The 17,871-nt window shown below is 68.4% G+C and carries 18 protein-coding genes; 4 read left to right on the top strand and 14 right to left on the bottom strand.

What is annotated here, in order from left to right; translation table 11 throughout:
• Positions 1 to 9: 9 nt before the first annotated feature.
• The 4 genes from AC16DP_RS22165 (at position 10) to AC16DP_RS22180 (ending at position 2,989) form a co-directional block, all read left to right on the top strand.
• Positions 10 to 414 (top strand): helix-turn-helix domain-containing protein, encoded by a 405-nt coding sequence (locus tag AC16DP_RS22165; protein WP_329730673.1) that lies wholly within the window; start codon positions 10 to 12, stop codon positions 412 to 414.
• A 152-nt stretch (positions 415 to 566) separates the two neighbouring features.
• Entirely contained in the window at positions 567 to 1,541 is a 975-nt protein-coding gene (locus AC16DP_RS22170) for a hypothetical protein (RefSeq protein ID WP_329730672.1), read from the top strand.
• Positions 1,541 to 1,822, top strand: a complete 282-nt coding sequence (locus AC16DP_RS22175) for a hypothetical protein (protein WP_329730671.1) — start codon at positions 1,541 to 1,543, stop codon at positions 1,820 to 1,822. Before AC16DP_RS22170 ends, AC16DP_RS22175 begins: the two co-directional genes overlap by 1 nt.
• Positions 1,823 to 2,512: 690 nt before the next feature.
• On the top strand, positions 2,513 to 2,989 hold the full coding sequence (locus AC16DP_RS22180) for a hypothetical protein (RefSeq protein WP_329730670.1): 477 nt from the start codon (positions 2,513 to 2,515) through the stop codon (positions 2,987 to 2,989).
• Between the two features lie 399 nt (positions 2,990 to 3,388).
• Here AC16DP_RS22180 and AC16DP_RS22185 read toward each other — a convergent pair whose 3' ends face one another.
• The 14 genes from AC16DP_RS22185 to AC16DP_RS22250 all read right to left on the bottom strand — a co-directional run bounded on the left by AC16DP_RS22185 (position 3,389) and on the right by AC16DP_RS22250 (position 17,869).
• Positions 3,389 to 5,821 carry a hypothetical protein gene (locus AC16DP_RS22185; RefSeq protein WP_329730669.1) on the bottom strand — a complete coding sequence of 811 codons (2,433 nt, stop codon included), beginning with the start codon at positions 5,819 to 5,821 and terminating at the stop codon, positions 3,389 to 3,391.
• Between the two features lie 18 nt (positions 5,822 to 5,839).
• Positions 5,840 to 6,646, bottom strand: coding sequence for a hypothetical protein (locus tag AC16DP_RS22190; RefSeq protein ID WP_329730668.1), 807 nt, complete (start codon positions 6,644 to 6,646; stop codon positions 5,840 to 5,842).
• Positions 6,643 to 9,405 (bottom strand): phage tail family protein, encoded by a 2,763-nt coding sequence (locus tag AC16DP_RS22195; protein ID WP_329730667.1) that lies wholly within the window; start codon positions 9,403 to 9,405, stop codon positions 6,643 to 6,645. The genes AC16DP_RS22190 and AC16DP_RS22195 overlap by 4 nt, the downstream gene beginning before the upstream one ends.
• Before the next feature lie 194 nt (positions 9,406 to 9,599).
• Positions 9,600 to 10,022 carry a hypothetical protein gene (locus AC16DP_RS22200; protein WP_329730666.1) on the bottom strand — a complete coding sequence of 141 codons (423 nt, stop codon included), beginning with the start codon at positions 10,020 to 10,022 and terminating at the stop codon, positions 9,600 to 9,602.
• 34 nt (positions 10,023 to 10,056) lie between these two features.
• On the bottom strand, positions 10,057 to 10,485 hold the full coding sequence (locus tag AC16DP_RS22205) for a phage tail tube protein (protein WP_329730665.1): 429 nt from the start codon (positions 10,483 to 10,485) through the stop codon (positions 10,057 to 10,059).
• A gap of 8 nt (positions 10,486 to 10,493) precedes the next feature.
• Positions 10,494 to 10,907 (bottom strand): hypothetical protein, encoded by a 414-nt coding sequence (locus AC16DP_RS22210; protein ID WP_329730664.1) that lies wholly within the window; start codon positions 10,905 to 10,907, stop codon positions 10,494 to 10,496.
• 40 nt (positions 10,908 to 10,947) lie between these two features.
• On the bottom strand, positions 10,948 to 11,295 hold the full coding sequence (locus tag AC16DP_RS22215) for a hypothetical protein (protein WP_329730663.1): 348 nt from the start codon (positions 11,293 to 11,295) through the stop codon (positions 10,948 to 10,950).
• Between the two features lie 9 nt (positions 11,296 to 11,304).
• Positions 11,305 to 12,885 carry a hypothetical protein gene (locus AC16DP_RS22220; protein WP_329730662.1) on the bottom strand — a complete coding sequence of 527 codons (1,581 nt, stop codon included), beginning with the start codon at positions 12,883 to 12,885 and terminating at the stop codon, positions 11,305 to 11,307.
• Entirely contained in the window at positions 12,882 to 13,229 is a 348-nt protein-coding gene (locus AC16DP_RS22225) for a hypothetical protein (protein ID WP_329730661.1), read from the bottom strand. The genes AC16DP_RS22220 and AC16DP_RS22225 overlap by 4 nt, the downstream gene beginning before the upstream one ends.
• On the bottom strand, positions 13,226 to 13,906 hold the full coding sequence (locus tag AC16DP_RS22230) for a hypothetical protein (RefSeq protein ID WP_329730660.1): 681 nt from the start codon (positions 13,904 to 13,906) through the stop codon (positions 13,226 to 13,228). Before AC16DP_RS22230 ends, AC16DP_RS22225 begins: the two co-directional genes overlap by 4 nt.
• A gap of 71 nt (positions 13,907 to 13,977) precedes the next feature.
• Entirely contained in the window at positions 13,978 to 14,418 is a 441-nt protein-coding gene (locus tag AC16DP_RS22235; RefSeq protein WP_329730659.1) for a hypothetical protein, read from the bottom strand.
• A 72-nt stretch (positions 14,419 to 14,490) separates the two neighbouring features.
• Positions 14,491 to 15,603, bottom strand: coding sequence for a phage major capsid protein (locus tag AC16DP_RS22240; protein ID WP_329730658.1), 1,113 nt, complete (start codon positions 15,601 to 15,603; stop codon positions 14,491 to 14,493).
• A 61-nt stretch (positions 15,604 to 15,664) separates the two neighbouring features.
• Positions 15,665 to 16,471, bottom strand: coding sequence for an HK97 family phage prohead protease (locus AC16DP_RS22245; protein WP_329730657.1), 807 nt, complete (start codon positions 16,469 to 16,471; stop codon positions 15,665 to 15,667).
• A 21-nt stretch (positions 16,472 to 16,492) separates the two neighbouring features.
• Positions 16,493 to 17,869, bottom strand: coding sequence for a phage portal protein (locus tag AC16DP_RS22250; RefSeq protein ID WP_329730656.1), 1,377 nt, complete (start codon positions 17,867 to 17,869; stop codon positions 16,493 to 16,495).
• Positions 17,870 to 17,871 lie beyond the last annotated feature (2 nt).

Raw genomic sequence — 17,871 nt, forward strand, 5'->3', positions numbered from 1 at the left:
TTTAATGACTTGCGTCGTCCCAAAACCGTCACCTGCGCGTGCGGCGCGGTGCTGCAGGTGAAGCCCAAGGGCCGCCTACCCTGGCGCTGCGACGAATGCTGGTGGAAGCACACGCTGGCGCGCCAGCGCGGCGAGCCCACCCCCTCCCGCCCGGCGCACCTGGAGCCCGAGGCGCGCGACTCGCTGGGTATGGGCCCCGAGCGGCCCGAGCTCGGGATGACGGAGGTGGAGTACGTCCGCTGGAAGGTGAAGCGGATTGTGCAGCTCTACCGCTCCGAGACGGAGCTCTCCGCGCAAGCGATTGCCGAACGCCTGGGCCTGAGCCTGAGCACCGTGACGAACGTGCTCAACAGGCACGGCATTCACTGCCGCGGGGACGGCCGGGCCGTGCTCGCCGCCGGGCCACCTGCCTGAGTTGGTTTGGGTTTCCGGCATGCCGGATTGTTGACGCAAGCCCTCCCCGCTGGGAGGGATGACGTATGGCTTCCGCAGCTCGCCTCTTGCCTGTCCCCCCCGCGTCCACCCCGCCTGGCTCCTCTGGGAGCGAGGGACAGCCACGCGCGCAGGTGGCCGCGCCTGCCTCGGCCCAGGAGCCCTTCGCCTTCCTCGCCGAGGTGCCCACGCGGGAGAAGCGGCGGGTGGCGCGGGCCCACCGGCCGCACCTGCGCGGGCGCACCCCTCCCGCCGGGGCGCCTCGCCAACCCCTGCTGCCCTTCAACCGCGCGCGGCAGGAGAAGCTCCTCACCCCGGAGCTCGCCGAGTCCATCGAGGGGGCGCTGGCCGTGGTGCGCGGGCCCGCCGCCAACGGACGCCGGCAGCTGCAGGCGAAGGCCACGGGCCAGCGGGTGAAGGTGGACGCCACCCGGCTGTCCCGCCAGCAGCGTGCCGCCGAGGCCACCCTGCTGCAGCTGCTGGTGCCCTTCCTCCGGGCCGAGGTGGAGCACGCGTACACGCACCACGCGCGCACCCACCTGGAGAAGGAGGACTTGCTGCAGGAGGCCCTCGCCCGCGCCCAGCGGCTGTGGGTGGGCTTCGAGTCCGGCTGGGCCGGCCCGGGCAAGACGCTCTACCCCGCGTACGTCATGAAGGCCGTCCGCCAGCACCTGGGCAACGTCCTCGAGGAGGCGAAGCTGGTGCGCCCCACCCAGTGGGGGCGGAAGCTGGCCGCCCGCGCGCGCCGCCGCGTGGCCCGGGAGAGTGTCTCCTACGAGGAGGCCCTGAAGACGGAGGGCGCGGACCAGGCCACCTCCCTCGGGCTGCAGCTGGGGGCCACCCTGGCCGGGGATCGCGAGTACCTCGAGCACGCCGACGAGCGCGACGAGCACCGGGAGGAGCGCGCCCAGCAGCTCGCCGCCGTGGCCGCCCTCAAGCGCCTGCCGAAGCTGGAGCGCCTGGCCGTCGCCGTCCCCATGGGCCTCGCCCGCGAGCAGCTCTCGGACGCTCAGCTCGCCCGCCGGCTGAAGTGCACCCTGGAGGAGCTCCACGCCGCCCGGGCCCGCGGGCTGGCCGCCCTGCGCAACGCCCTCCAGGAGGCCGCCTGATGCCTCGCATCGTCGCGAAGAAGGACGGGACGTGCCGCACCTGTGGCGGGCGCGTCCGCAAGGGCGAGTACGCCGACTTCCAGGCGGACAAGGGGCTCGCCCACCCGGAGCCCGCGTGTGCCCAGGGGGCCGCGCGCCACCGTCCCAACATCCGCGCGGGCACCTGCACCTGCGGCACCCACGTCCCTCCCGGGAAGGGTCACCTCAGGCTGGTGGAGGACAAGGGCCCGGGCCTGGGGAAGCGCTGGGCGGTGGACTGCGCGCGCTGCGCGGGCTTGTGACGTACATCGTGGCTTGGGTAGGGTCCGCTCCTGCTCGGAGTGCCGTCGTGCCTCTGGGCTCGAGGAGGGGAGTCTATGAGAGCGGTGTGTTTAGGGGTGATGTTCTTGTTGCTTCCGGGATGTTTCCGGGTCGTTGTGGACTCGCCAGCCGGGCGCAGCGGACAGCAAGGCGAGAACGGTGGCGTGAGTTTCATCGGACTGACGACCGTGACGGCCGACGCTCGCGAGTGCACGTACGGGATTGCCAAGGTCGAGACGTATATGCCCTTTTGGGGTTGGCTGCTGGGTGTGTTTACCGCCGGCATCGTTCCAGGCATGACGGCACAGTACCACTGCGCTGCCCCTCCCCCAGTGCATGGAAACACGACCGCGACGCCGCCCGCAGTTGCTGTGATGGGGGCTCCACGGGAGAAAGAACGGCAGGAGCGGATTGCGGCTCCCTCCCGCGCCGCAGAGGAAACAGGAATAGGGCAGCACGCTGCGGAGATGCAGGCGGTTGCAACGTCCACGGCGTCTCCCGTCGCACCACTCCATAACCCAGCACCCGTGGCCACCGTCCAGACTGTGAATGGGCCGGTCTCTGCTGATGGAACGCCCATGCGGCTACCGGACGGTACGATAAATCCAGCTTTCATCAATCCGCCATCTGGGTATCGCAGTCCGGAGGGGTATCAGAAGGCTCGCTGGGGCATGTCCGAAGACGAGGTGAAGCTGGTCTATCCTGAAGCGCAGGCTGTCGAGCAGGGAATGTGGCTCGCCGGCGAGACGGCCGGTCACAAGTCATTGACGGCATTTGGATTTGGCGATCATCGCTTGTCATTCGTTGCGATCCAGCTACAAACGACGCGTCCAACGGTGGCGCAATATATTGAGGATCATCGCAGCCTCAAGGCGCTGCTTGTCCAAAAGTACGGGCCGCCGATGTATGATACTGTCAGATGGAGGGAGGGGAAAAGCTTTCTTGGAGATAGCCCTGATGGTCTATCGACTGCCCTGAGAATGGGATATGCCTCGCTTGAGACGCAGTGGATTACGGGCGAGACGATGATTCGTCTGGATTGCGAGGCGAAGGACTTCACGCCGAAGATCAGCATTACCTACGCAAGTATGCGGTTGGCTTCAAAGATGGTCGAAAGGCAGAACCAAGCGAAGGCAGACGATCTTTAATCGCAGCATCGCCGACGCTTCTCCGAGGAGCACACGTCATTCCTCGGAGAACCGATGATGCCCCGTACCCTGTTGCTCCTGCTTGCCGTCGCCTGTGGCTCTGCCCCGTTGTCCCCGCTGCCCTCCATGCCGGATGCGGGGACCACGACGAGCAGCGGCCCACAACCACCCCTCTCCTGCTCGCCGCGGGCCATGCTCGGCAGGCCTACGGCGGCAATGGAGACAGCGTGTGGTACGCCGTGCATTTACACCACGCAGACGTCCGGCACGTCATTCTCGGAGTGGTGGCTCTATTGCCCCGGAAGCCCTGCCTGCAGAAGGGACTGCCCGGAGGCCGTCACCTTCTTCGCCCTGGACGGCACCGTCTTCACCTGGGCGAGCAACACGCCCTACCCGTAGTCAGAGGGTGCCGGCCGCCTGGGCCAGGAACGTCACCCCGTCAATGTTGATGGGAAAACTGCCCCGTATCGGGGTGACTGCTCCGGTGCTTGCGGCGATCCGGATGGTGGCCGGTCCAAGTTCTCCCGCGCACATGTAGTCCGCGGTGAAGGCAGGCCGATCCCCAGCGTCCAGGTAGAACGCCACCTCCCCCAACGTGCCCGTGTTGACACACCCCTCCAGGCGGATCTCCCCCAGAGAGTTCATCCGATACCTGGGAGCCACCTTTCCAGATGGGGGCACCCAGCCAACACCGCTCGCAGCGAGCGGATAGCGGTAGAGAAAGGTGTCCGCGAGGAGGACGACGCGCACCGAGTCCACATACACGAAGTAGCTGCTGGTGCCGGACTTCGAGACGCCGACGCTGGCGTAGCGCGCGGCGAGAGGGACGGTGGTGGGGCGGGCCCGGACACCCAGTATCTGCCAGACGTCAGACCCGGCCGAGTACGTCTCGGACACCTTCACGCTGCCCACGGTACTTCCCGCGGCGTCGTACCAGAATAGCCACAGCGCGGCGGTGTGGCTGAGGTTTTCGGGCGCTGGTACCAAGACGACAGCGGAAGGCGTCAGCCTGTCACCAGGCCGCACGGTGAATCGCTGGCTCTCCAACGTGGGTGTGCCCGTGCCCTGGAGGCGCACCGACCTGGAGCCGCTGAACACCGTGCTCGTCTCCGCCACCGCATCCACGCCCCAGGTGCCGCCCACCAAACGCCATGCGGCCGGAGGGCTGGATGGATCGGGATGGGACTCGAGGTCGGAGTTGAGAGGCAGCGCGGACCAGGTGACGTTCTGCGCGACATCACTCGGGGTGACGTACCTCGGGGCCAGTGTCACCTCCTCCGAGGCCGGGCCCACGTTGCCCTTCCTGTCTCGGGAGCGGACGCGGGCGTACTTCGTTGCTCCCGCCGTGAGTCCCGTCACGTCGAAGCACGTGGAGTTGCTCACCTCCCGCCGCGTGGCGCTGGAGAGGGCAGCGCCCGGGGTATCGTAGACGTGGAGTTCGTACTCCTCGGCGCGCGGGCCGCCCGAGGTGATGTTGGGGGCGGTGAAGGAGAGCACCGCGCCGGTGACGCTGTTGGTGACGCCGAGTCCGGAGGGAGCGGCGGGCCCGGTGAAGGGGGCGCCCGGGGCGATGCCGGCGCGGGACTCCATGGACAGCCAGGCTGCGGGCCCGAGGGAAGGCTTGCCGAGCAGGCGCAGCGTCGTCTTGGCGCTGGTGGAGGAGAGGGAGTGCGTCACCTGCCGGACGGCCAGGCGCTGCTCGGCGTTGAAGTTCACGCCGTTGGGGGTGAGGGCCACCAGGTCGGCTAGTTCGAGGGCCGGGTGGAAGCCCACCTCCACCGTGGCCCCGGCGTCCATGGTGGAGAGGTCGGCCAGGGCCAGGTCCGCGAGGCGCCCAGCCTCGGCGGCGGTGCGCAGGTTGGTGGAGGCCCCCTCGGTAACCCGCATGAGGCGGTGCAGGCGGGTGCCTCCGCTCGTCAGCCAGCCGAAGCGGGCGAGGGCGGTGGCGGACTCCCGGCGCACCGTCTTGCGCTTGGGCTGCCCGGCCGCGTCCAAGTCCGAAGCGTCCGGGTACACCACCTCCACCGCGGTGCGGACGTCCTCGAGCCCCATGCGCAGCTCGCCGAGGTACTGGTAGTCCGAGGCGGTGTACGTCCACACGGGCGCGGTGGCCGTCCTGTCCGGGCCCCACAGCCACAGGCCCCAGTCGCCGGTGTCCGGGCGCAGCTTCCAGCGCACCTCCCAGCCCCGGCCCACGGCCAGCTTCGAGAGCGCGTCCATGCAGGGCTCGTAGTCCTGCTTGTACTTCCCCAGGGCCTGGGCGGAGGCCACCGGGGTGTAGAGCGCGAAGTCGGAGAGCTGGGCGTCGGTGAGGATGGCGTTGCACACCGTCTCCAGCGGCACGCCGCCGTCGCTGCCGTACACCTTCTCCTCGTCCGTCCACACGTCCTGGAGGGCGGAGGACAAGTCCCTGCCGGTGAAGGTGATGATGTCCGGGTTGCCGGAGTCCACCGAGTCGATCCGGCCGAAGAAGAGGGGCAGCCACACCGGGAGGACGGGCTGCCCGCGAACGCCTACGGCCACCTCCACCCGGAAGCGCCGGTTGGGGTCCACGAGCGGCGCGTAGCTGCCGGCCAGGTTGTTGGCCAGGGAGCTCGTCATCAGCGGGGCGAGGGAGAGGCCGCGCACCTGGCGCATGAGGCGGACGGTGGCCTGCCCCACGGGCATGTCGAGGTTCTCATCTACGTCCACGCCCTCAAGGAAGTCCCGGCCCAGGAGGTTGGTGAGATCCCACCACTGGCCGTCCGGGCCCAGAATGCGCACCCGGCCGCGGGCGTGGTAGCCGGCGGGGTGCGTGAGGATGCGAATCAGTTGCTCGGTGAGGGGGCGCATGCCCAGGAGAAGCGGTGCTCAGGTGCCGTAGAGCGTGAACTCCACCCGCTCAGCCACGCTGGTGCGCAGCGGCAGCGCCTGCGAGGGGCCTACCTCGCCGAGGCACAGCACGCCGCCAGCTGGCAGGCGAGGATCCTCCACCAGCACGTACGGGAGAGCGGGCCACGGCCGTGTCTCGTGAAATGCAAACAATGCTGGCATCCACGCGTCTGGTGCTGCGAATGGAAGTATAACGACGTCGTCGACGTCGAAGACAGTCTGGCCTGGCGGGACGGTAAAGCCAAACGCCTGATCGTCTTCGTTGAATATCAATCCCGGCGGTAGTGGATCGGATGGGAAATTGATACCGTTATACCACCTGCCGGATGATGAATTCCAAGCAACGTGGTTCCAGGCAGACGCGCCGGGGGACACAAATCGACTGTAGAACATAACCGTAAAGCCACCATCCATCTGCGCCGCCCATGACACTGAGCCGCCTGCGGAAATGCGGAGATTGGCAATGCCTCTCCAGGGGAATACGGTAGAACGACTTACGCCGCTATGTGACACGGGGAACACGCAACGGGATGTGTACAGGAACGCTTCGGGTGTGGTGTCGTCGTCAAATGACAACACATCTCCATCACCCAGCACCAGCGCGCGCAGCAAATGTGCCTCAGGCACCATCAGTAGCCCCGAGGTGTAGCGCAGGTCTGCTTTGCGCACCCTGGCCGTGGAGCGCGGGGCGCCGTTGAGGGTGCGCGCCATCTCTCCCAGCGTCACCGGTTGCCACTCGGAGGCCGTTGCCTGCACCGCTACCCCGTTGATCTTCAAGAGGCTCATGGCGTCGTCAACCCCACATCCTGCCCGTACGGCTTGCGGCCGCGCCCGCCCCGGCTGCCGGCGCTGCGGTAGGCGACGTTGCCCAGGCGCGTCTCCAAGGAGGCCATGGCCGCGTTCTCGTCCTGCACGTACACGTTGATGGTGTCCACCACGGGGCCGGACGGCGCCGGGGCAGGCCCCGCGGGCGAGCTCGGCGCCGCGCCACCGCCCGCCCCGGCCGGGATTGAAGGCGTGGAGGTGGGGAGCGGCAGGGGGGAGGGGCGGGCATTCTGCGCCTCGAAGCTGCGCAGGGCATACTTCCAGCTGGAGGGGACGTTGGTGAGGCTCGCCGTCATCTTGTCCACCGCCGCAGTGGCCTGCAGCACCGCGGCGGCCTGCTCGGCCTGAGCCAGGGCCGTCTCGTAGGTGGCGTGGTGCAGTTGGTTGATGGCGCTCCTCAGGCCCGAGGTGTCGGACTTCGCCCCCTCCAGCCCCTCCGCCCACTCCAGGAGGAAGCCCAGGGGCTTGCCGCCGAAGAGGGTGATGTCGCCGAGGCTGCGCAACACCCCCTGTACCGCCCCCACAATCCCATTCCACGCTTCGCGGATGCCCAGGACGATCGTCATCACCGTGAGTCCGGCCGTCTTGAACACTTCGAAGAGCGTCTTCAGCGCCACCTCCACCAGGTACTTCACCGGCTGCATGACGGCGGAGAGGACCTGGCCGAGCACCTGGAAGAGCGGGGCCAACATGGTGCCCAGCAGCTGGAAGAGCGGGGCCAGCGGCTCGAGCACCTCGCCCACGGCGGTGAGCGCGGGGGACAGTCCGGACACCACCGACATGGCGAGGGTGGAGAGCCCGCCGATCAGCGGTTGCAGGGGCACCACCAACTGGCCCAGCGTGTCGGCCACCCGCTGAATGAGGGTGCCTACCATCTCCACCAGCGTCTTGAACTGCTCCGAGCGGGTGAGCAGATCGCCAAGGACGGCGGCCACCGCGCCGAGGGGGCCCGCGACGGTGGCTCCCTGGATGCCGGATTCGACGATCCCGGGTGCCTCGCCCATCCGCCCCAGGGCCTTGGACGCCAGCGCGTCCCGGGCCTGGGCGAGCGTCTCAGCGAGCTGCTTTGCCCGCTCGGCGATCGCCTGCTGCGCCTCCTTGGCGGCGGCAATGGCTGGCGTCAGGCTCTCCCGGAAGAGCAGCTCAAACTGAGGCGCCATCACGTTCTGGGCGAGCCATGCCTGTGCCTTCTCCATCAAGTCTTTCTGTTGGAGCGCCAGGTCAACCAGTCCGCTGGCCACGTCACGAGCAACGTCCAGTGCATCCTTCGCGAACTTCGCCGCGTCATCCGCTACCCGCTTCATCTCGTCGAGCGTCTTCGTCCCCTCGACGGTGTTGGGGTCTCCGATCTCCGGCAGGTTGATGGAGGGCAGTTCGACGCTGAATCCGAAGTCCTTCTTGAGCAGCGCCATGCCCCTGTCGTACGAGGCCTTCGCGGTGGTGAGCATGTCCACTGCTCCCGAGGCGCCATCCTTCAGGGCCTCGCCCGCCTTGTTGGCGATCTCCTGCACGCCCTCCATTGCCTCGCGCGCCTTGGCGCTGCCCGCGTCCCAGAGCTTCGTCACGCCCTGGTCCAGGTACTCCAACATCTTCTTGCCCGAGGTGTTGGCCATCGCCTCGAACATGGCGGACACCTTGTCGGCGCCCACCCACTTCGCCACCGGCGCGGCCATCTTCGCGATCCATCGCACCTGTGCTGCGATGAATTCGAAGGCCGCCTCCACGCCACGACGCAGGAAGCCCGTCAGAGACGAGAACATCTCCCCGACAAAGCTGGAGATAGTCTTCCCCAGCGCCACGGCCTCCTGGGTGATGCCCTCAAACCAGGCCTTGATCCCCTCTCCGGACTGCTCCCAGGTGTCGCGGAGCACGGCCGCCAGCACCACCAGCGAGCCCACCGCCAGGGCGATGGCGCCCACGGTGGCCAGGACCGGAGAGGCCGCGAGCGCCAGGGCCTTGAACTTCGCCGCGCCCACGGCGAGTGCCGCGGGGATGGCGACGATGGCGCCCTTGATGGCGGACACCACCTTGTCGAAGCCGGAGCTCACCCGCCCGACGTCGAGCATCTTGAACGTCTTGCTCGCGTCGGACTTGCCGAGCTCGCCCAGTTTCTTGGTGAGGTCTCCCACCTTATTGATCGTCATGACGACGGACGCCGCCATGGACGAGAAGCCCTTGCTCACCGCGGTGGCGGCAGGCCCGGCCACCCGCGCGAGCACCACCGTCCCCTCGGCAAAGCTCTTCGTGAAGACGAGCGAGCGCTCGAGCACCTTGGCCAAGCCCCCCACAACAGTCGCAATCTTCACGAACGCGACGATTGCATCCTTCTGTTCGGAGGTGAGGTTGCGCCAGGTGGCCACGGCCGTCTTCACCCATACCGTCATTTCCTGGACGAGAGGGATGAAGACGGAACCCACCTCCTTGCCCAGCGTCTGGAGCGAGCCCGTGAGATCATCCAGTGCCTTCTTGGCGGGCTCGGAGGTCTTGCTCGCTACGGCGAAGGCGCCGGCAGCAACGGCAGCCACCGACAGCAGGCCGTCCGAGAAGTCACCCAGGGCAGCTGCGGCCTTGGACATGTGCTCCTCGATGGTGTCCGCCGTCTCCTCGATCTTCTCCATGATGGCGTTGAGGTTCTTCACCGCCTCGCCGATGGCGGCGGTGACGGAGACGTAGAGGTCTCCGACCTTCAACCCACCTGGACCGTTTCCCGCGCCGGCCATGGCTCAACTACCTCTCCGGGCCTATTCGGCCTCGTAGATGACGGTGGAGTGACTGGTCATCGGACGTCCGTCCCGATGGGGCGCGGGCGGCTCACGTCCGGACGTCACGCTTTCTGCCTCCATGATCGCGTCTGCGGCCAAGGAGAGGATGTCCTCGAAGGGCTGTTCGCGCGCCGTGGCGAGCGTCCACCCCATCAGTCTGGCGACCCGGACTTCGAGGGCTCGGTCTGGGTCGCCTCGGAGTTTCCCTTGATGTGCTCCAGCGCGACGCCCGAGTGGGCCATGGCGCCGTTGATGTCGTCCTGCAGGTCCATCAGCCAGTCGGACTCGATGATCGTCTCCAGGTCCTCGGGGTTGCGTCGGTTGAACCGGGGGCGCACGGCGTCGGGGAGATAGATGACGCACGCGGCCATCCGCGCCATCACCCGCATGCCGCCATCCAGACCGATCGGCTTGTTGTCCTTGTCCGCGTCCCCGGCCTTCTGGGCCTCGGCCATGACCATGGCCGCGAGCGACGGCGAGATGCGCCGGAGGGCGAGCGTAACGGGCGTGCCGCCGATGTTGATGGTGACCGTCTTGTAGAGGCGGGGGGGGGAATTGAATGCATCGGTGGGCATATGGTCTCTGCGTGAGGATGGAGGGTGAGAGGGATTAGAATGCCACGGGCGGGCCGCTGAACTTCAGCCCGTAATCGAACGCCTGCGAGGTGCCGGCCTCGAAGTCGTTCGGGTCCGACTCGATCGAGACCTTGTAGCGCTTGCCCTTGCTGCCGGCGGACGCAGTCGGATTGGTCACGACGGAGATGTAGAAGTGCGTCTGGTTTTCCGAGGCGGCCGCCATCACCTCCTGGGTCGGGCTGCCCTGGCGCCGCTTGCCGGAGATGTTTCCGCTGAGCTCCGTCCAGACGATCGTGTTCTCGTCGTAGCCGTCCGAGTTGAGGAACTTGTCGGTTTCGTGGACGTTGTTGCGGGTCACCGAGAACTTCGATCCGGCCTCCAACTTATTGGCGTCGGAGAGCACCTCCTCGGCAGTCTCGTGAATGTGGATGGGTACCTTGTGGGCGATGATCGGCGTGGACATGGATAGCCTCACTTCTTGGGAAAGAGCTTCGCGAGAGACTTCATGAGCTGGCTGGACACGCCCTTGATGAGCAGGGGGCGCACCCCCTTCTTGAAGGCACGGCGCAACCACTCGGGGGGAATCAACAGGTGGCCCCAGTGCCAGCCCGCGTGAATGGACCCGGCCTCCGGATGGTCATACCCGGTGGTGACGGTGGTGCTCAGGGGCGCGCCCAGATTGTGGTGGGGGACACTGACGAATGACGTGTCGGCGAGGTTCAGCGGATCGTCCGGCGCTCCGCCGCGCGGGACCAGGAACTGCGCCTGGTCCATGCCACGCTGGGCCGCGTCCAGCACCGGCCTGTCCAGGTCGCTCAACACCCGCTCCGGTTGCGAGCGCAGACGCTTGAGCGCGAGGACGTTGACCTCGACGGACTTCCTCACCCTGTACAAGCCGCGTCCCATGCCCCGGAGAAGGGGCGGCTCACGGCAGGGTGGGGAGCGGTTCCGAGGAGCCCGGCGGGTAGATGCGCCAGCCGAGCTCGCGCTCGGTGGCCAGCCCACCCCGCGCGCGCCGCAACCAGTCGGAGTGCGACGGAGCCGTCCAGTCCGCGCCCTCGGGGTCATCCGCGGCGACGGGGTCCTCCAGGAACCAGGAGCACTCCAGGGTGTCGTGGCTGTCCGGGCATAGCTTGGTGTGCAGGGCCACCGCCAGCTGGCGCACGTGCGGCGAGTCCAACGCCAGGGCCGCATCTTCCTCGGCTGCCTTCACCTCGAGCGCCGCCACCTCCGCGCGCTTCGCCTCCAGCTCCCGCTGTGTCCGTGTCCCCATGTGCACTCCTCAGTTGGTGATTTCCCAGCCCACGACGACGTTGGCCGTGGCGGAGGCGTTGCCGTAGATGATGAAGGAGCCAGCCGCCGGGACGGCGCGCACGCGGACGAGGGTGGCGTCCTCGTTCACCTGCTGCACCCAGACGCGCACCAGCGAACTGGCCGTGCAGCAACTGTTGGTGATGGTGACGGACGAGGCCCCGGCGAGGATGGCGCTCTTCCCTGCCGGGGTGTTGAGCGTGGCGTTGCCCGGGGCGGCGCTGCTGTCGCCCGTGTTGAGCAGCGGCTTGCCGTCCCTGTCCACCGCCCACCTGCGCACCTCGGCGCCGCCCGTGCCGCTCGGCTGCGTGAACTCCACCAGCACGCCGCCAGCGGCCATGACGGCCGAGGTGGTGAACCGGTGCGCGACGGTGGAGGGCGTGGATGAATAGGACAGCAGGCCCGTGGTGGAGCGGCGCAGAACGCCGCCCTGCAGCACAACCTCCGTCCCCACGATAAGCGAGCCAACGGTGGCAGAGGAGCCACCCGCCGGGCCGAAGAGGAAGCGGGAACCGTTCCAGAGGAGGACGTCCGCATTCGCGGTGTCGGCCCCGAGCTTCAGCCAACTGCCCGCGGGGATGCGGAAGGCCACCGCGCCCGAGGCGACGTCCACCACCTCGAGCACCCCGGAGTGCTTCTTGTTGGAGAGCGTCTGGGCGTCCGTGGTGCCCACCAGGCTGCCGACCACCCCGTGAGCCGCCGTCACCGAGGTGTGGCTGGTGAGTGCGCTCGCGTTCGCCTTCAGCGCCAGGGCGTCATTCACCGCCGAGGCGTCGGCCTTCGCCGCCAGCTGCGCCGCCGTGGCCCGTCCTGACACGTCCGCCTGAATCTCCTCGAGGGCCCCCTGGACTGTGCTCGCCGCGAGCTCGCCGGCCGGGATGACGAGCACCTCGGCGGCGGTGGGTATGGGGGGCAGCTCGCCCAGGGCCAGCCAGGTGGTGCCGGTGGACACGCGCAGCAGGCCCGCGTCCGTGTCGAAGACGAGGGCCCCGCGGTGCTCACCAGGGGCGGGGAGGCTCGCGAAGGGAAGGGCGCCCAGGCGTAGCAGCCCGGCCACCGAGGCCTCGCCGGTGACGGACAGCCCGCCCACGCGCAGGGTGGCGTCGCGGGAGAGCGGCACCACCACGCCCGGCGCGGTAGCCGAGAGGTACTCCAGCCCCACGGTGAAGGACCAGCGCGGACGGTGCTCTTCGTCATCGCCGAGGTACGTGGGTCCGCCGTCCTCCGGGTCCACCAGCACGTACTCGCTGGGGTGTAAGTCGTACAGGGCGCTCCATGCGGCGCGGGCGCGGGCGCCGTCCGTCACGTAACTGCCCGGCTCCCGTGTGCCCCGCACCATCACCGTCACGGACTCGCGGTGGTAGGCCAGCCCCGTGTTGGCCAGGTACTTCTCCGGCTTCTCCGCACCCGAGTGTCGACAGGCAATGAACGCGTCCGGCGCCGTCGCGGGGTACGGGCCCGGGTAGAGGGTGGGCGGGTTGGCGCTGGTGCTGCCCAGCCCCGCCGCTTCGAGCAGTAGGGCGACGTCGAGCTCCACGTCTCGCAGGCTCATAGCGCGGCCTCGGTGTGGTCGAAGTCTCCCGTCTCCAGCGCCTTGCGCTCCCAGGCGCGCAGGGCCCGCTTGCTGGCGCCCACGTCCTCGGGGTCCTCCCCGGGCAGCCACAGCAAGTCCTTGGAGGTAAAGCGGGCGGTGGTGAAGAGCGTCCCCTCGCTCACCACCTGGCGCCCGTCCGCCGCCTTCACCAGTCGCGCACCGGGCTGCCATCGGCAGGGGTGGGGCTCAGCGGGGCCGTAGCGCTCCACCATGCGCAGCCGCGGGTCCGGGTTGGTGGAGTCCGGGCCCAGGTTGCGCTTGATATGAAACGTCTCCCTCATGTCGCCGGCCCAGAGGCTCATGTGCTCCCCCGCCCCGGCTTGCGGTGGTGGGCTGCGAGTTGCGCTGCGATGAGAGGAATGGCCACCTTGCCGCCACGCATCGAGTCCGCGCCCCAGGAGATAGAGGCGTCGCCGAGGCTCTTCGTCGTGACGTCTGGGTCCTGCCCAAGCCGGCGGTACCACGCAGTGAGCACCAGCAGCGCGGCCTCCTCCAACTCCGGCGGAAGCTCGCTCGTGAGGGTGCTGGAGGGCTCCGCCTCCAGCGCCAGGGCCACCTGTCCGGGTGTCCTCCACCCCGAGTCGAAGGACACCACGATGTCCCCGCTGTCGTGCGCCTGGAGGGGAATGGGGACGATGCCGGCGGTGCTGCTGCCGGTGAAGGGCCAGCGCCCGCGGCGGCGCACCAGGCGCCCGGCCCGGGGGCAGTCGATCGCCACCTCGCCCTCGGCGAGCTCGGCGCCGTGCACCTTCACCGAATGCAGCTGCCGCACCTGCCCCGCGCGCAACCACACGTACACGCCGCCCTGGCCCACCACCGTCTCGTCCACCTCCTCGCGCAGGTGGGCCTCGTAGCCCAGGAAGTTGGCCAGTGCCCGGCTCGCTGCGGTGATGAGGGCGGGCAGTTCGGCGTCCGAGGTGGACACCCTTATCCGGGTGGCGGCGCGGGCCAGCGTGGTGAAGTCGTAGGGCGTCGGCACGGGCACCTCCAAACGAAACCGGGGAGACACCCAGAAGAAGGGGCGCTCCCCGGCGGAGGGTTGCGGCAGTGTTAGACGGGCAGGTTGCTCGAGCCCGCCAGGGTGAGGTTGGCGGCCACGGCCTGCTCGGGCGCGGTACCTCCGGTGAAGGCCACCACCACCTTGGTGCGCACGTACCCGTGGCCGGACGGCAACTCCACGAGGTTGATGTCCACCTCGCCGCTCTTCTCGTCGGCGGTGAGCGTCACCGTGGTGCCGGCGACGTCCGCCCAGGTGCCATCCGCCGCGCTGGCGGTGGAGGACTGGAGCGACACCGTGGTGCTCTGCGTGGTGGGCCCGCCCGTGGCGCTGCCCGTGCTCGCGGTGAGCACGGCCGACTTGAAGCCCACCACGCTGAAGGCGTCGCCGTAATCGGTGGAGGCGGAGAGGGTGGACGGCGGGTAGCCCTGCACGGCCCCCGAGGGGCCCGCGGTGCGCAGGTACGCACCAATATTCGTGGACGTGGGGTGCATGATTCGTTCTCCAGGGGTGAGACGAGAGAGGGGGATCGGACCGGGCCCGCGCAGCACCCAGCCCAGCAGGCATCAGGACAGCGCGACGTTGTCCGAGTAGGCGAACGCCGTATTGTGGCGCAGCTTCCAGTCCGGCTTGGAGATGGCCTTGACCATCGTCAGGTCCTCGGCGAAGTGCGGCTGGCTCATGTCGAGGATGATGTCACCCGTCGAGTTGTCGAGGCCGAAGTAGAGCTGGGAGGCGAGCCCGAAGAAGAAGTAGTTGTCCCCCAGGCTCTCGGTGATGTGGACGGGCTTGCCGTTGAGCTTCCCGGACTCGAGCTGATCCCGGTAAATGAACCCGCCGTTCTCGAAGCGCAGCGCCTTCAGCGCCGACTCCACCGCGCTGGAGAAGGTCCAGAACGGCGAGTTGCCCTCCAACTCCAGGTTGCTGGCCTTCACCTTCTGCTCCATCGTGTCGATGAAGCGGATGACGTTGTTGAGGTTGGCCTGGGTGATGGCCACGCCGGGCACCTTGTTGGAGTCCTTCACCTGCAGGACGATGCCCCGCGGGTTGGCGCCGGTACCGTCACCGATGAACCCCGCCTTGTCGGCCGCCAGTGCCATCGCCGCCAGGAGATCATCAGAGAGCATCCCCGCGGAGTCGATGCTGGGGTTGCGCAGCATGTCGTTGGAGGGCTCGTAGATGGCCATGAGCTTGTGGCCCTCCAGGATGACGGCGCCCGTGTCGATCTTGTTGATGGTGGGAGCCTTGCCCTCCGCGACGAACTCCGCCGTCGCTCCGCCGTTGAGCCGGCCGATGTTGAGCTTGCCGGTGAAGACCTCCTTCCGGGCACCGGCGCGCAGCAGCACCGTCTTCGGACGGAGGAGCTCGATGATCTCCGAGCTGTACTCCTGCGCGAGCAGGGAGCCGCCCTGGGAGAACAGGGACTCGTAGGCGCTCGCGCTCTTCTTCACCCAGTCGCGCAGCGACGCCGAGGACTTGGATGCGTGCATGGGGTGATTGGCCCAGAGCGACTTGATGCGCAGGCCCATCGCCACGCGCAGCTCGTCGCGGCTCGGACCCTTGGCGCCCTTGCCCGCAGTGTCGGCCGGGGCGGCGGAGGTGCGGCGCGCCAACTCCGCCGCCATCGCCTTGGCGGTCTCGGCGGCAATGGCGCGCTGAATGACCTTGGGAAACTTCATGGTATGTGTCTCCGGTGGAGGGGCGCCCTTCGCGCCTCGGTTGGTGGGAAGAACGGGCGGCTCACTTCGCCTTCGGCTTGACGAGTGCGTCGAGGAAGGACTTCAGCTCCTCCTCCTCCTCGGACGTCATCTCCTCGCCGTCACCCGCGCTGGCGGCCTCCTCCGGCGTTTCGGCGTCGGTGCTGGCCTCCTCCTCGCCGGGCGTCTGCTCCGCGGTCTCCTCGCCCAGGAGCTTCGTCAGGGCCGCCTCGATTCGGGCAATCGCCTCCATGCAGGGCTTCATCGCCTCGTCCACGGCGGCGCGTATGGCATCGAGATCCGCCTGCTCGAGCGCCTTGGACTGATCGCCCTCGGCAGGGGGTGGGGTCTCGGTCTTCTGCTTCTGCTGCTGGGCCTGGTTCTTCACGCGGAGTGCCTCCGGGTTGGCGGGGATGTTAGTGATTGAGACCTCCAGCAACTCCACCTCCTCGTAGTCGAGGCCCCCTTCCTCGTTGTACGCGTACTTGAGGAAGCGGAAGCGGATGCTGCAGGTGCGAAGCGTTCCGGCCGCCACCTTCGCGGCCACGTCCTTGGAGAGTTCGCCGATGCCATCGAAGGCGGGCTCCATGAACCACTCGCCGCTCTCCTGAAACACGCGACAGGTGCCGATGGCGGGCTCCCAGTCGTTGTGGTTCCAGAGCAGGACGGGGTTCTGGTCGAAGTTCTCCGTCTTCAGCGCGCCCGTCTTCACCCGGTCGCGGTGCCGATCCAACACCTCGGAGGTGATACGGAAGACGGGCTTCGCGTCGGCAGCGCCCTCGGCTTTCTGCACGAGCTGGCCGAGGGCCTTGATGACGCCATCAGCGGGCGGGGTGGGCTTGAGCTTCATGCTCGTGGAGAAGGGGCGGGACTACTTCTCCGGGCCGCGAGGGGGCGGCGGGTTCTTCGGTGTCTTGTCGTCGTCCTGCACCGGCTGGGCGCCCGGCAGCGGCATGAAGGGCACGCCCTCGAAGCGCTTGAGGGGCGGCAGGCCGCCGTGGGCGCGTGCCTCGTTGAGGAGCACGTGCGGCCCGTAGCTCGCCGTCATGGCCTGGTGCGTGCGCTCCCAGGAATGGGGACGCGGATCGTGGTACTCTAGGAGCGCGTCCGCGTCGATGAGTGGCACCAGGCGCAGCTGGTACTCGGTGCGAAGGAACTCCAGGCGAGGGAGCACGGCGTACTCCGCCAGGGTGTACTTCGCTGCCTCGGCGGTGGAGCGGTTGGAACTGGTGAGATCGCCCAGGAGCTCCGGGGGGATATTGAAGCACTGGCGGATGTAGTCCCTCAGGCCCTTCTCCGCCTCGTCCATCTGGAGGGCGCGGAAGTCCTGCTGGATTTGGGAGAGCGTCACCTTGCCTGGGACGAACCACACCCACCCGGCGCTGCTCGGTTTGTTGCTGCGCTCGGTGTACTTCTTCTCCATGTCCTCGGCGACGTCCTCACTCTCCTCGCCCTCGATGCCCACGGTGGCCGCCGGCAGGCCACCCCGGGCGAACGTCGCCTGGCGCGCCTCCTGAATGGACTCAGCGGTGTCGAGCTCGTTGCCCAGGGCGTGCCCGCGGCCGACGCCCCGGCCGTACAGGTCCTCGGGATCCAGGTGGCGCAGCCAGAGGATCTCCGACTCCTCCACCGAACTAGAGAGGCGGTTGTAGGTGACGAGAAAGCGGCTCGGCTCGCCCGCGGCGCCGGGCATGTGCGTCACGCACTGGGGCGGCAGTATCTCGAAGCCAGCCACGCGGCGCTGTCCGTCCAGGGTTCGGCGCAGCCAGAGGAAGGATTCGCCCGCCAGGTCGAGGTGAATCTGCTGCACTTTGCGCAGCTCGCGCCCGGTGAACATGGGGTGCGGCGCCTCAAGCACGTTGAGCAACTCGTGCTCCGCCAACTCCACCAGGTGCCCGCGTGCGAGGCCCCGGGCCAGCGCCTTGTGACGCTCCAGCCCGCCGAGCTTGTCCCGCTCGGAGCTCGGCATCCCCTTACAGGCGCGCGCGAGCGCCTTGCCCTCCTGGCTCACCGGCACCAGCACTCGCCAACGGGGCGTGGCCACGGCCTCGGCCACGGTGTCCACCACCGCCTGCAGCCACGCGTTGGATCGGTAGGAGGCCAGCACCGCACGCGAGCCCCGCCGGGGCGACATGGGGAACATGGGGATGCCATGCACCGCGGGGCGCCCGGCGCCCGGGCCCAGCAGGAGGCCGGTGTACGCGGCCTTGAAGCGCTCGAAGAGGGACGGCCTGTACCTGGAAGCCATGC

The sequence above is a fragment of the Archangium sp. genome (genome assembly GCF_057119385.1).

Bases quoted from the DNA above. Each gene is read 5' to 3' on its own strand.
- AC16DP_RS22175 (WP_329730671.1), top strand. From the start codon at position 1,541: ATGCCTCGCATCGTCGCGAAGAAGGACGGGACGTGCCGCACCTGTGGC.
- AC16DP_RS22180 (WP_329730670.1), top strand. From the start codon at position 2,513: ATGTCCGAAGACGAGGTGAAGCTGGTCTATCCTGAAGCGCAGGCTGTC.
- AC16DP_RS22185 (WP_329730669.1), bottom strand. From the start codon at position 5,821: ATGCGCCCCCTCACCGAGCAACTGATTCGCATCCTCACGCACCCCGCC.
- AC16DP_RS22190 (WP_329730668.1), bottom strand. From the start codon at position 6,646: ATGAGCCTCTTGAAGATCAACGGGGTAGCGGTGCAGGCAACGGCCTCC.
- AC16DP_RS22195 (WP_329730667.1), bottom strand. From the start codon at position 9,405: ATGGCCGGCGCGGGAAACGGTCCAGGTGGGTTGAAGGTCGGAGACCTC.
- AC16DP_RS22200 (WP_329730666.1), bottom strand. From the start codon at position 10,022: ATGCCCACCGATGCATTCAATTCCCCCCCCCGCCTCTACAAGACGGTC.
- AC16DP_RS22205 (WP_329730665.1), bottom strand. From the start codon at position 10,485: ATGTCCACGCCGATCATCGCCCACAAGGTACCCATCCACATTCACGAG.
- AC16DP_RS22215 (WP_329730663.1), bottom strand. From the start codon at position 11,295: ATGGGGACACGGACACAGCGGGAGCTGGAGGCGAAGCGCGCGGAGGTG.
- AC16DP_RS22220 (WP_329730662.1), bottom strand. From the start codon at position 12,885: ATGAGCCTGCGAGACGTGGAGCTCGACGTCGCCCTACTGCTCGAAGCG.
- AC16DP_RS22225 (WP_329730661.1), bottom strand. From the start codon at position 13,229: ATGAGCCTCTGGGCCGGCGACATGAGGGAGACGTTTCATATCAAGCGC.
- AC16DP_RS22235 (WP_329730659.1), bottom strand. From the start codon at position 14,418: ATGCACCCCACGTCCACGAATATTGGTGCGTACCTGCGCACCGCGGGC.
- AC16DP_RS22240 (WP_329730658.1), bottom strand. From the start codon at position 15,603: ATGAAGTTTCCCAAGGTCATTCAGCGCGCCATTGCCGCCGAGACCGCC.
- AC16DP_RS22245 (WP_329730657.1), bottom strand. From the start codon at position 16,471: ATGAAGCTCAAGCCCACCCCGCCCGCTGATGGCGTCATCAAGGCCCTC.
- AC16DP_RS22250 (WP_329730656.1), bottom strand. From the start codon at position 17,869: ATGGCTTCCAGGTACAGGCCGTCCCTCTTCGAGCGCTTCAAGGCCGCG.